Annotated in this window: 9 protein-coding genes and 1 pseudogene; 3 read left to right on the top strand and 7 right to left on the bottom strand. The window is 36.6% G+C overall.

The features are described from left to right. Positions 1 to 86: 86 nt before the first annotated feature. The 3 genes and pseudogenes from HX13_RS19760 to tsf form a co-directional block, all read right to left on the bottom strand. Positions 87 to 2,942: a T9SS type B sorting domain-containing protein gene (locus tag HX13_RS19760; RefSeq protein WP_050022479.1), complete on the bottom strand. Its 2,856-nt coding sequence runs from the start codon at positions 2,940 to 2,942 to the stop codon at positions 87 to 89. Positions 2,943 to 3,080: 138 nt separating this feature from the next. Further along, a complete protein-coding gene (locus HX13_RS19765) occupies positions 3,081 to 5,831 on the bottom strand; it encodes a T9SS C-terminal target domain-containing protein (RefSeq protein ID WP_050022480.1) in 2,751 nt (916 codons plus the stop codon). 424 nt (positions 5,832 to 6,255) lie between these two features. Further along, a pseudogene (gene tsf, locus HX13_RS19770) lies at positions 6,256 to 7,084 on the bottom strand (translation elongation factor Ts). Positions 7,085 to 7,228: 144 nt separating this feature from the next. Here tsf and HX13_RS19775 point away from each other — a divergent pair. Next, positions 7,229 to 8,011, top strand: coding sequence for a DUF6759 domain-containing protein (locus HX13_RS19775; protein ID WP_050022481.1), 783 nt, complete (start codon positions 7,229 to 7,231; stop codon positions 8,009 to 8,011). A gap of 55 nt (positions 8,012 to 8,066) precedes the next feature. Here the strand turns inward: HX13_RS19775 and HX13_RS19780 are convergent, their stop codons facing one another. Next, positions 8,067 to 9,023 (bottom strand): acetyl-CoA carboxylase carboxyltransferase subunit alpha, encoded by a 957-nt coding sequence (locus HX13_RS19780; protein WP_050022482.1) that lies wholly within the window; start codon positions 9,021 to 9,023, stop codon positions 8,067 to 8,069. A gap of 49 nt (positions 9,024 to 9,072) precedes the next feature. After that, positions 9,073 to 10,581 (bottom strand): glutamate--tRNA ligase, encoded by a 1,509-nt coding sequence (gltX, locus tag HX13_RS19785; protein ID WP_050022483.1) that lies wholly within the window; start codon positions 10,579 to 10,581, stop codon positions 9,073 to 9,075. Positions 10,582 to 10,773: 192 nt separating this feature from the next. On the opposite strand from gltX, the gene HX13_RS19790 reads away from it, so the two are divergent. Further along, on the top strand, positions 10,774 to 11,550 hold the full coding sequence (locus HX13_RS19790; RefSeq protein WP_050022484.1) for a bulb-type lectin domain-containing protein: 777 nt from the start codon (positions 10,774 to 10,776) through the stop codon (positions 11,548 to 11,550). A gap of 158 nt (positions 11,551 to 11,708) precedes the next feature. Here HX13_RS19790 and HX13_RS24995 read toward each other — a convergent pair whose 3' ends face one another. Both HX13_RS24995 and HX13_RS25000 read right to left on the bottom strand, forming a co-directional pair. Then, complete coding sequence (locus HX13_RS24995; protein ID WP_238555543.1) at positions 11,709 to 12,065, bottom strand: glycosyltransferase; 357 nt, start codon at positions 12,063 to 12,065, stop codon at positions 11,709 to 11,711. Between the two features lie 55 nt (positions 12,066 to 12,120). Beyond that, the gene (locus HX13_RS25000; RefSeq protein ID WP_238555544.1) at positions 12,121 to 12,753 is read right to left on the bottom strand and encodes a hypothetical protein; all 633 of its coding nucleotides are present in this window, start codon (positions 12,751 to 12,753) and stop codon (positions 12,121 to 12,123) included. Between the two features lie 288 nt (positions 12,754 to 13,041). Here HX13_RS25000 and HX13_RS19800 point away from each other — a divergent pair. Then, positions 13,042 to 13,657, top strand: a 616-nt coding sequence (locus HX13_RS19800; RefSeq protein ID WP_128572526.1) for a glycosyltransferase, incomplete at its 3' end; no start/stop codon positions are given.

Genomic DNA, 13,657 nt, shown 5'->3' on the forward strand with positions numbered 1-13,657 from the left:
AATAATAAAAAGTATTGAGTGCTTGAAAAAGTAATAAAAAAACCACGATTTCAAAATCGTGGTTTTAAAAAAAATATTTCTGAGTTTTACTCTCTGTTTTTTACCAAAATCCAGCCTGTATATTTTATCGCTGTATTTTTTCCATTTGGCTCTGTCCAGCCAACTTCATACCAGTAATTTCCGGTAGGAACTCTCTTGTTTCCGTCAATGGTTCCATCCCATTTATATCCGTTGGATTTGTCAGCCTGATAGATTTTGGTTCCGTATCTGTCGAAGATATTCAATACCAGGTTATTTTTAGTTGCCAATAATGAATAATCCACAACATCATTAACTCCGTCATCATTTGGGGTAATCACATTGATCAGATTAGGAATCGTGATATCTACTTTTATAGGTGTACAGTTATAATCGTCTTTTACATACACGCTGATATTTCCTCTGGCAAGGTTTGTGAATACGTTTGAATCCTGCCAGTTAATATTATCAATCGAATACTTATACGGAGCAGTTCCTCCAATCACATTCACTGTAATGGTATTATTTGAAATATCAATATTTGAAATAACCGGTTGTTCTGAAGGATATACTTTTACAGTTTGTACCGTATAGCAGTCTCCGGTTCTGAGTCTCACCCAATATGTTCCTACTCCCACATTCTGAATAGATTGTGTAGTAGCTCCCGTGCTCCATTCGTATCCTTTGAAGCCAGGTCCGGCATCTAAAGTTGTTTTTCCTTCCATACAAACGATCTTATCAACCAGGATATCAGATTTTACCGGAGGCATCACTGTTAGCGTTACTTCTGCGATTCTATAACATCCATTGGCATTAATTACTTTGATGTAAACTACTCCGTTAGGGGCAATATAGTTGGTTGGGTTCAGAATTTCATTCGTTCCGGCGTGGGCGTCTGCAGGAGATGGATAGTATTTTTTCACTACGTTGGTGTCTGCAGTTACAAAAGCTTCTTCAAGATTAAACAATCCTGTTGATGGATTGGATTCTATGAAACATTCTCTTAAGGCTGTATTGTTGATAGTGGGACTTTCAGACACCGTTAAATTTAAAGTAACTTCTTCACAGTCTGTAAAATCCGGGTTATTACCGCAGAATTGATACACAATAGTATCAGGACCCGTATAATTATAGCCCGGTGCATAGCTTATAACACCCGTAACAGGATCAATTACAGCATTACCATGGGCAGGTGGAGTAACAATCGTTACCGAACCAGGAACAACAATTTGCGTTGAGTTACTGAATGTAGGAATAATCTGTTTTACGCCATCACATACAGTATCTGTTTTGGTTGTTTTGGTAAGACAGGTATATACTTTATATACCGGGGTAGTTTCCGGAGGACATGATCCTATGGTAATTCTTACAGTATAATTTCCTGATTGCGTAGGAGTATATGAATGCGTTGTAGCTCCAGGAATGGCAACACCCTCCTTGAACCACTGATACGTATCAAAACTGTCATCTACTTCCAGCACCAATCCCGGAATACAGTTACCGGATTGTTTTGCAATAACAGGAATTGAGGAGAATCCGGCAAAATATCCGCCATAACCTAATGTTCCACTTCCACCTGCAATACCTGCAGTAACCGCTTTTGTAGAGGTAACCGTTACATTTCCTGTAACGGCAGGAACTGAATAAGATACCCATGATGAGGTTCCGGTAACCGGGAAAGGTCCCTGAGCAGCAGGAGGTGGCAGATTGTTAACTGTTACGGTAGCACCGGTTTCAGTAAGGATATTTAATTTTACGTTTTGACCTCCTTCCGGAAGCATATTAATCATTCCAATTTCATCTATCTTTCTCGGTAAGAAACAGTTCAGCGGAGGTATGTAATTATACCCTTCTGTTGCTGTATTGTTGTTAATACCTGCCAGTAGCTGATATACATATGCATTTTTGGTTGTTTTGATATGCATATTATAGTGGTTATTCCCCTGGTTGATATATTGATTGTTAAATGTACCGTTCGGTCCTTCAGATACACGTATCCAATCTCCCTCATTAAGGGTGGCTATCGGGGTTGTTCCTCCGTTTACGTATACCTCGGTGTTGGTTTCTGTAGCAATTACCAGGGCATCTTCAACGCCATCTGTGATCCCGCCATTTCCTTTTACAAGTACAAATTCATTCCCTAATCTGTCTACCGGTACAGACTGGTCCATTACAATGTCACTTCCGGAACTTCCTTTACTTGCAGGCAGGGCAAACTGGCCATTAAAGTTTCCATTGGTAACAGACACCGGTTTATCAGCTTCTATTTTAGCACCTATAAATCCTTTGGCATTTGTTCCGAAATCCTGAAGACCTTCAATAATATAGGCTTGTCCTTTATTCAGGGTAAAGGTCATCGTAGGATTGGTAATTCCTGTGGTTCCGTTAGAGAACTGAAGTCCGGAATCATACCCGGATACGGTTACAGTTGTATTATCTTCTGTAGCCAGGATTCCGGCTGTAAAATTTAAATATGTGATGGTCTGTCCCGTCATCGGAGTTGCTGCAGCATAGAATTTTTTTCCAATTCCCGCTTTTCCTTTAGAAGTTAATATTTCTCCATGGCTGGTTACACTAAATCTAAAGGTTACATAATAGGGTTTTTCCCCTTTGGTATAAATCCCTTTACCTACCGGTGTGAACTTTTCGCTGCTATTGGAAGTGATCATGGTATTGGTGTTCACAGTATAGGACTGCGGATTGCCTTTACTGATGGTAACTGTTCCCAGAAGAACATTGTTACTGTAAATTTCTACAGGAAAAGGCGTCACAGAATCTGTAGAAAAATATAAAGCTTGCCTAGGATTGCTTAAGGCTGACGTATTTGCTGCCATTGGGGCAAACCAGTGCTCAGTGTCTCTCTGTGCAAAAAGCATATTGATTGCAGCAAAGAGGAGCACGATAACTGATAGAATTTTCTTCATAGATGTTGAAATTAGATTTTTACAAAAATAGTAGAATAATTGATTGATATTGAAATTTTTTTTTCAATATTAATTGATGAATTAATAAAATAAACCACGATTGCGCAATCGTGGTTTATAAAATGTGCTTAAAATAGACTATTCCCTGTTCTTTACAAGAATCCAGCCGGTGTATTTTATTGGAGTTTTTTCTTTGTTAGGTTCGTTCCAGTTGATGTGATACCAATAGGTTCCCGTCTCAATTTTTTTGTCAAAATGCCTTCCGTCCCACTTGTAATTATTGAATTTATTACCGGTAAATATTTTATTGCCATACCGGTCATATACCACGAAAGACAAATTGTCTTTGTAAGCCAGCTCGCTGTAGTCTATATAATCATTCACATTATCCCCGTTAGGAGTAATGGCATTTAATAAATTAGGAACTGTAATTTCTACAGCAACAGGGACACAGTCATATGCATCTTTTACATAAAAAGTGTGCTGACCTCTGGATAATCCTGTAAATACATTAGAATCCTGCCAGTTGGTGGTTCCGTCTACAGAATACTTATAAGGAACTTTACCTCCGGTAGCAATTAATGTTGCAGTATTATTGGTGATTTCAATCTGCTGAATAACCGGATCCTCCACTTTTTTCACTTTTACAACCTGCTTCAGAAAGCATCCGTTTTTACCAAGGATAACGAAATACTCTCCGACTCCGACATTTCTGATGCCCGATGTTGTGGCTCCTGTATTCCATTCGTATGAGTCATATCCGGGTCCGGCATCCAGATTAGTTTTGGCATCCATACAAATATACTGATCCACCAGGATTGGAGATTTTTTAATCGGAAGCGGAATCAATTCAATTTTAGCATTGGCTGTACAACCTTCAGCGGTAGTCACTTTTACATATACAGTACCTCCTGTGGATGGAAATTTATCCGGAGTCGTTATTTCATTGGCTCCCATATTAAGATCATTGAGAGTGCGGTAATATTTTTTTACCACAGCAGCATAGTCGGTGACTGCAGCTTTAGTAAGATCAAAATAGGCATACGGGTCTACATCATACCAGCATGCAGTAATGCTGACATCCTTTACGGTGAATGGAACTACGGTGAGGTCTAAAGTAACCTGTTCGCAATCAATAAATTCAGTAGCATTTCCGCAGAACTTATAAACAATTTTATCAGGACCTAAATAGCCTGCTACCGGAGTATAGGTAATGGTTCCGTTTGGATTGACAACGGCTGTACCTTTAGTAGGCGGTGTTACTATTGTTACTGTACTTGCAAGCGGAACCTGAGTAGAAGAAGTAAACGCCGGAGTAATTACTTTTGTGGCGCATGCGTTCAGAGCCTGATTGGTAAGTTTTAAGCAGGTTTGTACTTTATAAATGGGAGTTGTTACCGGCGGACATGTTCCCATGGTTACTTTTACCGTATAATTTCCTGATTGTGTGGGTGTGTAAGTATTGGCTGTTGCTCCCGGAATAGCTGTCCCATTGCGAAACCATTGATAAGTTTCATATCCGTCATCCAGCTCAAGAATAATACCCGGAACACAATCTCCCGATTGTTTGGCAATAACAGGAATAGAAGAAAACCCTGCGAAATAACCACCATAACCAACCGCTCCACTTCCTCCGGCAATCCCTGCAGTAACAGCTTTTGTAGAGTTAACTGTAATGTTCCCCGTTGCATTAGGCACTGAATAAGAGACCCAATCTGTGGTTCCTGTTACAGGATAGGGACCCTGAGTGGCAGGAAGAGGCAGATTGTTTACTGTAACGGTAGCCCCGGCCTCAGTAAGGATGTTAAGCTTTACAGTATTGGTAGTGGGAGGGAGGATGTTCACCATGGAAATTTCATCAATCTTCCTTGGTAAAAAGCAGTTCAGGGGTGGTATATAATTGAAGCCTTCTGTTGCTGTGTAATTATCAATCCCTGCTAGAAGCTGGTATACGTATGCATTTTTCGAAGTTTTAATATGCATATTATAGTGGTCGTTCCCCTGGTTAATATACTTGTTGACAAATGTACCGTTAGGCCCTTCACATACACGTACCCATTGTCCTTCATTAAGAGTGGCTATCGGAGTAGTTCCTCCGTTTACGTATACTTCAGTATTATTTTCGGTTGCAATCACCAATGCGTCTTCGTCACCATCAGTGATTCCTCCGTTTCCTTTTACAAGAACAAATTCGTTTCCCAGCCTGTCTGTAGGAACAGACTGATCCATCACAATATCCGATCCGCTCCCCTTATTGCCAGGTAATGCAAATTGGCCGTTAAAATTTCCATTGGTAACAGAAATGGGTTTGTCAGATTCTATTTTTGCACCTATGAACCCCGTTGCATTTGTACCGTTATTTTGAAGTCCTTCAATGATAAATGCTTTCCCTTTGTTTAGGGTAAAAGTCATTGTGGGATTACTTGCTCCGGTAGTTCCATTAGAAAACTGGACGCCTGCATTATATCCTGAAACTTTTACAGTCGTATTGTCTTCTGTAGCTAAAATTCCGGCTGTAAAATTTAAATATGTGATGGTCTGGCCCGTCATTGGAGTTGCAGCAGCATAGAATTTTTTTCCTATTCCTGCTTTGCCTTTAGAGGTCAATATCTCCCCGTGGCTGGCTACACTGAATCTGAAATTGACAAAATAAGGTTTTGTACCTCTTGTATAGAGTCCTTTACCTACGGAAGTAAATTTCTCATTATTGTTGGAGGTGATCATATTCGCTGTAGGGATATCGTACACTTGCGGATTACCTTTACTGATGGTAACGGTCCCCAACAGCGCATTATCACTATATATTTCTACGGGAAAAGGAGTAGTGGAATCCGTAGAAAAATATAAGGCTTGCTGAGGGCCGGAAAGTGCAAATGAATTTGCAGCCATTGGTGCAAACCAGTGTTCTGTATCCCTTTGGGCAAAGAGAGTATTAATTGTTAAAAAAAATTAATACCAAACTGAGTAGAAATCTTTTCATAGGTATGGAATTAGGATTTCTACAAAATTAAAATAAAAAATTATATATTTTTAAATAAATTCAGAATTAAATTGAGAATTATTCTTCATTTTTAATTAAAAGCTATCTTGAATATGAAATTGGTGATTGTATATCGGGCTACCTGCCGCTAGTCTTTCCGTTCCAGATTTAATTTTTATCTGAGGACCTCAATACAGAGCCTCCACTGGACAGCAACTTCTATAACAGCCTAAGGCAGGTAAAGAGCTTTTCATATTGCGTTCATACTTGTGGATTCTTCATAAAAAAATCCCGATGAATTTTCATCGGGATCAAATATTTTTGAAGGATTGATTAAGTTAAGCTTACTCTTACAAACCCTGTTACTTTTAGATCTGCATTTACAGATTTTACGTAATCAGCAACTGAGATACTTCCGTCTTTAATGAAATCCTGGTGTACCAAAGTATTGTCTTTGTAGAATCTCTGCATTTTTCCTTTAAGGATATTGTCGATAATGTTGGCAGGCTTACCTTCTTCAGTAAGTTTGTGTCTTTCGATTTCTAATTCTCTGTCAATAGTTTCCTGAGAAACAGCATTTTCGTCCAAAGCAATTGGGTTCATAGCAGCAACCTGCATAGAAACAGCTTTAGCAGCTTCATCAGCTCCGTCTACTTTTGCAGAAAGAGAAGTGATTGCAGCAATTTTGTTTCCAGCGTGGATGTAAGCTCCTAAGAAATCTCCCTGGATTCTTTCGAAAGATCCGATCTCGATTTTTTCACCGATAACTCCTGTTTGCTCAACTAATTTTTCAGCAACAGTGATTCCGTGGAAATCTGTAGCTAAAAGCTCTTCTTTAGTAGCAGCGAAGATCGCCATTTCAGCTAATTCATAAGCTAATTCGATGAACGCTTCGTTTTTAGCAACGAAGTCAGTTTCGCAATTTAATGAGATGATAGCACCTAAAGTGTTATCCTCGTTCACTCTTGCGATCACTGCACCTTCAGTAGACTCTCTGTCAGCTCTGTTGGCAGCAACTTTTTGTCCTTTTTTTCTAAGGATATCTACCGCTTTTTCGAAGTCTCCTTCAGCTTCTACTAGAGCTTTTTTTGCAGTCCATCATACCTGCACCTGTTTGGTTTCTTAATTTAGCTACATCTGCAGCAACTGGTGTATAAGACATAATATCTATTATTTTTTATTTAAGATTAGTATTAATTTTTTAGCTTAATTTTAGAGCAGTGCAAAGATAATGATTTTAATGATAAACTAAAAAATGACTTTTCACGTTATTAATATATTTAATACTATTTTAAAGCTTTGATTAATGAAAAAAATCTTCTTCCTCCTGTTTATATGTATTTTTTCTCTTGGATTTTCCCAAAAAAAGAAAAAATCGAAATCTAAAGCGGTTGTAGAAAAAGAAACTGTGATCATTTATACAGAACAGGAAGCAGAAATATCAAAAGAAGCAAGAGTTATCGCAGGCTTTCTGAAGCAAAATCCGGGACATGCAAGAACGGACTTTTTTAAAAGACGACTGATCGATATTATTATGGCGGATAATTCTCCTGAAGCCAAACCCAGCATTAAGCCTATCAGCAAAGATAAGATTGAAAACATTGTTAAAAATAATGAATTGAATAGCGGTAAAGTGATCGTTGTCAATAAGGCGGGACAGGCAGGTAACACTGATGCTGCAAAAGCAAATAGTACCGAAGCTGCAATCAATGCTTTGAAAGAAGATATTTTAAAAGAAGGCAGAAGTGTAAGCTATGCTTCCGCAGGGTCTGCCAAAACTGCAGGATCTGCCAGGTCTGAGCCGAGCGAAGAAAATAAAAGGCGAGCTGCGATGCTGACTCATCTTTTTAGTAATGATATTAATAAAAGTGAGGCTTATGTTAATATTAAGAACAGGTCCGGATGTAACCTTATTGTAAAAATAAGTGGAAAAAAATATTATAATTTAAGTGTTCCAGCCAAAGGAGAGAACTTTATTTTGGTAGATAAAGGAGAATATGTGCTGACTACGATGGTATGTGATGCCAAATATTCTTCCTTAAAGAAAATTAATCAGGACATTGAGATTGCCCTCAACGTTGCGGATTAAATGAGAAGAAAACTAGAGTAAAAAAGGTTAAGAAATTTTTCTTAACCTTTTTATTTTATCCTTTATATTGCCCCATTGCAATAAATTTATCCTGTCTCTGGGTTTCAAGCTCCTGTCCTGTAAACTTGGCAAAAGCTTTGATATTTTGTAAGATGGAATTTTTTAAGTTCAGATAAGTCGTTTCCGGATCGTAATGAGCTCCACCAAGTGGTTCCTCAATAATCCCGTCGATGAACTTTTCTCTTAAAGCATCCTGAGGGGTAAGGTTTAATGCATTAGCAGCATCTTCCTTGTGATCCCAGTTTCTCCATAAGATGGAAGAGCAGCTTTCCGGTGCAATTACCGTATACCATGTATTTTCCAACATATATACTTTATTCCCGACGCCTATTCCTAAAGCACCACCACTGGCACCTTCACCGATAATATAAGTGAAGATCGGGGTTTTCAGCTGTACCATTTCAAAGATATTTCTTGCAATAGCTTCACCCTGTCCTCTTTCTTCAGCTTCCAGCCCAGGGTAAGCTCCCGGTGTATCTACTAAAGTCACCACAGGGATATTGAATTTTTCAGCAAGCTTCATCAATCTTAAAGCTTTTCTGTATCCTTCCGGATTGGGCATTCCGAATCTTCTATGCTGTCTTTCTTTAGTCGTCCTTCCTTTTTGAGTTCCTATAATCATTACCCGTTGTCCATCAAGGGTAATCAATCCTCCAATCATTGCCGGATCATCAGCGAAATTTCTGTCTCCATGAAGTTCTAAGAAACTGCCTTTATCTGCCATTCCGTTGATGTAGTCTAATGTGTATGGACGATCCGGGTGACGGGACAGTTGTACTCTTTGCCAAGGGGTAAGATTTCCGTAGATTTCTTTTTTCTTTTCCAAAATCTTATCCTCAATCTGGCTGCATGCTAATTTTACATCAACACCACTTTCTTCTCCTACTAAAGAACACGTCTGGTATTGATCCATCAATTCTTTGATAGGAAGTTCGAAACTTAAATATTCCATTTCTTGAAGTAAATTAAATCTTTCAAATGTATGAAAAATTATGTTAATACTATTTAAAATTATTTATAGCATTGCTTATTCTGGCGATACTTTCTTCTTTTCCAAGGATTTCCAGAATATCCGGAACGTCCGGGCCTTTCAATTCTCCTACTAAAGACAACCGTAAAGGCATCATTACTTTACCCATTCCAAGGCCTTTGTTTTCGGCAAAATCATGTATAGTCTGCTTCAGCACCTCTGCTGTAAAATCTGCCGAATCAAGAGTTGAAACTAACTCTCCTAAAATAGCAGAAGTCTCATCATTCCAGGCTTTTTTAGCAGCTTTCTCATCAAAGGAGGAGGGCATTTCAAAGAAGAATTTTCCGTTTTCATAAATATCTTTTGGAAAGGTGGCCCGTTCTTTCATCAGGTGAATCACCTTCAACAGTTTTTCATCAGAAATCCCTGAAAGATTAAGATCCGTATTTTTCAGGATCTGGAGAAGTTCTTCATCAGACTTCATCTGAATATACTGATGGTTAAACCATTCTGCTTTTTCTTTACTGAATCTTGCGCCGGCCTTATGTACTTTGTGAAGATCAAATTCTTTAATCATATCTTCTATAGGAAGGATTTCTTTATCGTCAGCAGGTGACCAGCCAAGTAAAGCAACCATATTGATAAAAGCGTCAGGAAGATAGCCGTTTTCCCTGTATCCTTTAGATACGGTTCCCGTTGCAGGATCTTTGAAATCAAGCGGGAAAACAGGGAATCCAAACTTATCACCGTCTCTTTTGCTTAATTTTCCCTTACCCTCCGGTTTCAGAATCAGAGAAAGGTGGGCAAATTGCGGTGCTTCCCAGCCCATTGCTTCATATAATAAAGTGTGTAAACCTAAAGATGGCAGCCATTCTTCCCCACGGATAACATGGGAGATTTCCATTTCATGGTCATCAATGATATTGGCAAAATGGTAAGTAGGCATCCCGTCATTTTTTACCAAAACTTTATCATCTAAGGTATTGGTATTGACTGAGAATTTTCCACGGATGATATCTTCCAGGTTTAATACTCTGTCAACAGGCATTTTGAATCTTACCACATATGGTGTCTTTTCTGCCAGGAGCTTCTGAACTTCTTCTTCAGAAAGGGCAAGACTGTTTCTTAAACGGTTTCTCGTTTTATTATCATAAGAGAAAACATCACCCTTAGCTTCGAACTCTGCGCGCATTGCATCCAGTTCTTCAGGGGTATCAAAAGCAAGGTAAGCATAATCTGTTTTCAGGATCTGCTCTGTATACCGGTCATAGATATCTCTCCTTTCGGATTGTCTGTAAGGCGCAAATTTCCCTCCTTTTTTAGGACTTTCATCTGGAATGATTCCGCACCATTCTAAAGCTTCTTCAATATATTCTTCAGCTCCTTCTACGTATCTTGCTGTATCTGTATCTTCAATTCTCAATACAAATTCCCCGCCTTGGTTTTTAGCAAAAAGATAATCATATAATGCGGTTCTTACGCCTCCCAAATGTAAAGGTCCAGTAGGACTTGGAGCAAAACGTACTCTTACTTTCTCCATTTTCAATTTAAATTTTTGCAAATTTACTTAATTTATAGATTTTAAACAGATTAAAGAACTTAATTTTACCTATATATTTTTTATTCAATTTTTTCCTGATTCTGTTTTTTTCATAAGTAATTTTGCCGGAGAAGGTAGAAGGCATGATTTTTATTGTATATCTTTAAGTAATAAAATAACAATATCTAAATTATGAGAAAAGAATTATTTGCAATGTTGGGACTCTTGGCAGGAATCTGTATGATGGCTCAAAATTTTACATTGGGTACAAATCTAATAAAGGATAGAAAGTATCAATCTGAGAATAGACAATACTTTCTGATTTTTCAAAATGATGGAAATCTGGTGGTTTACAATCGTAGAAATCAACCACAATGGGATTCTAAAACACAAGGTCAAGGGGCGAGAGCAATTTTTCAAGGAGATGGAAATCTTGTAGTATATAACTTTTCAGATAGACCCATATTTAGTACAAATACCGTTAATAAAAATGCAACAAGTCTTGAAATGCAGGATGATGGTAATCTTGTAATTTATAACAGAAGGGGAAATGCATTATGGTCCTCTTATAATGATCCTAATAGGAATGATTTTGGAGGAAACGGGAATTTTAATAATAATACAGGAAGTTACAGTAGAGGTAATATTTATAAAGGGTATGAATTTGTACAAGGTGAAAAGATATATTCTGAGAATTCCAAATATTATTTAATTTTCCAGACTGATGGTAATTTAGTAATGTACAGAAGTGGGTTTAAAAAAGATATCTGGTCTACTGCAACGACAGGAAAAGGAAGACGTGCTGTTTTTCAGGAAGATGGGAATTTAGTAGTCTATGATTCTTCAAATAGAGCTGTTTACAACACAGGAGTAAGCTTGTCAAATGTTGACAGACTTTCAATTCAGAATGATGGTAATATTGTAATATACAATTATGATAATCAGGTTGTTTGGGCAGATAAAAGATAAACCTATAAAAAAAAGTGTATCACAACTAGATGTGGGCCGAGAATCGTTTAAACGAAAACCCCTCTCGTATAATGATACAGGAAAATTTCATAAAAAAGGCCGTTTTCACGAGTTGTAATACGGCTCTTTTTAGATTAACAGCTCTTGTTATTTTTTTATCATGAAATTATTTTCATCCATATATTAATCCAGTCTTTTGTTTCATGTTCCAGGGAATAGTTATCCAAAACAAACTGTGATGCTATTCTACCTTTTTCAAAAAAAAGATTTGGATTTGTAGTGTATTCTAAAGCGTGATTTTCTATTTTTTCAACAAAATCAATAATATTGCCTTCCTCGATTAGGCAAGAAAACTCTTCCTTGAAATACTCTTTACCGCCTTGTCCTGAGTATCCGATTACAAAACATCCGCAAGCCATTGCCTCCACGGGAGGTAACCCAAAGCCTTCTCTATGATTGAAGCTCAAAAAGAACGCAGATTCTTTTAAATGTTGTGCAACTTCCTGTTCATTCATATTATCAATCGGAAAAAACTCCCAGTCATTCATCCTTTTTCGTGCCTTTAAAATATTAATGACCTGCAAAGAATCTTCGGAAAGTTTTCTTGGCATAAAAGCAATTTTTTTTCTTTTTTTTATCTTTGAAACTAAAAACACCCGTATCAATTCCTAAACGGGTTCTATATAAATTATGTGAAGGAAATACAACCTCAAAATACTTTTGGGCATTTTCAGACGCTACAATAGTTCCAATACAATTTTTATTTAAATAAGGATTCTCCTCACTATAATCATATCCATATCCTTGGAACGTATAGTAACAATTTTGATTAAGTATTATATACTGATGATTGGGAATGGCTTTGTAAAAAGAATTCCCATATATTTCCGGAAAAACAAATAGGGCATCTTTCTCTATCGGATGTGCAGAAAAACGATGGAATAAAAGTTTTAGTTTTTCATAAAAACCACTTTTATGATTTTTAGAGCTAATATTATTTTCTATATTTTTTATAAGCTCATAATGATAAGATATTTTTGTTAGTTGATACCAAATATTATCTCTTTTCTTCTTTTTTTTAAGTAAGACTGAAGCATTGTAACCATGACTGTTGAGAATATTTACATATTTATAAATTTGTTTTATGCCTCCAAACGGTACAGATACTGATGGGCAAATAAAATATATTTTTCTGTTTTTCATAGTAAAATGAATGTTTTAAATGTCATGAATAATTTCGTTTGCATACGTTTGCCAAAGAACAATTTCATTCTTATATATTTTATGCTCCGATTGTTGAACCCATAAACCATAACTGTTTTCAGGTCATAATATTTAGAAAACTTCCTTTTTGATTTTTGCCTTAAATTTCTAAAAATTTTTTGAAAAAAAAATGTCGTTTCGATCCCCTGTTTTATTTGTTTTTTTATAGTTTCTAATAAATGCTTAATTTCGTTTTCTTAAAAGGCAGGACAAAATAATAAATTTAAAATGGGAATTAAAAGATTTTTTAAAAATAAAATAGAGGATCGTAATTTTATCAATAATAAAAGAAAACTGAAAATCAATCATTTTGAACTTGATTTCTTTGAAAATTATACATTTAGTTTTGCCAACGAAAGTGAGACTGAAGTTTCTATTATTATTCCTGTTTATAATCAGATCAGATATACGCTTAACTGTCTTTATACCATAGAGCAATATGACAAGTATGTTTCAAAAGAAATTATTATTATCAATGATAACAGTTCTGACGAAACATTGGAATATTTAAATAAAATCCCCGGAATTATAGTTATTGATAATTCTGAAAATCTTGGATTTTTAAGAAATATAAACAAAGGAATTCATGCAGCAAAAGGTAAATATGTTTATATACTGAATAATGATGTTGAAGTTCAGGAAAATTATTTGTCAAGCCTTTTGAATGTATTTGAGACCAAAGAGAATGTAGGTGCTGTAGGCTCTAAGATGGTTTTTGCAGATAATACACTTCAGGAAGCAGGATGTCTTATTTTCAAAAATACAGAAATTGTAAACCTGGGAAGATGTGAGGCCATTGATACACCAAAGTATAATTTCTTAAGAAAAGTAGATTATTGTTCAG

It is taken from the genome of Chryseobacterium sp. P1-3, assembly GCF_000738495.1.
GTDB lineage: Bacteria > Bacteroidota > Bacteroidia > Flavobacteriales > Weeksellaceae > Chryseobacterium > Chryseobacterium gallinarum.

What these genes read in the sequence shown, in the direction of transcription:
- HX13_RS25000 (WP_238555544.1), bottom strand. Translation starts at nt 12,753, where the DNA reads ATGAAAAACAGAAAAATATATTTTATTTGCCCATCAGTATCTGTACCG.
- HX13_RS19760 (WP_050022479.1), bottom strand. Translation starts at nt 2,942, where the DNA reads ATGAAGAAAATTCTATCAGTTATCGTGCTCCTCTTTGCTGCAATCAAT.
- gltX (WP_050022483.1), bottom strand. Translation starts at nt 10,581, where the DNA reads ATGGAGAAAGTAAGAGTACGTTTTGCTCCAAGTCCTACTGGACCTTTA.
- HX13_RS19790 (WP_050022484.1), top strand. Translation starts at nt 10,774, where the DNA reads ATGAGAAAAGAATTATTTGCAATGTTGGGACTCTTGGCAGGAATCTGT.
- HX13_RS19775 (WP_050022481.1), top strand. Translation starts at nt 7,229, where the DNA reads ATGAAAAAAATCTTCTTCCTCCTGTTTATATGTATTTTTTCTCTTGGA.
- HX13_RS24995 (WP_238555543.1), bottom strand. Translation starts at nt 12,065, where the DNA reads ATGAATGAACAGGAAGTTGCACAACATTTAAAAGAATCTGCGTTCTTT.
- HX13_RS19780 (WP_050022482.1), bottom strand. Translation starts at nt 9,023, where the DNA reads ATGGAATATTTAAGTTTCGAACTTCCTATCAAAGAATTGATGGATCAA.
- HX13_RS19765 (WP_050022480.1), bottom strand. Translation starts at nt 5,831, where the DNA reads ATGGCTGCAAATTCATTTGCACTTTCCGGCCCTCAGCAAGCCTTATAT.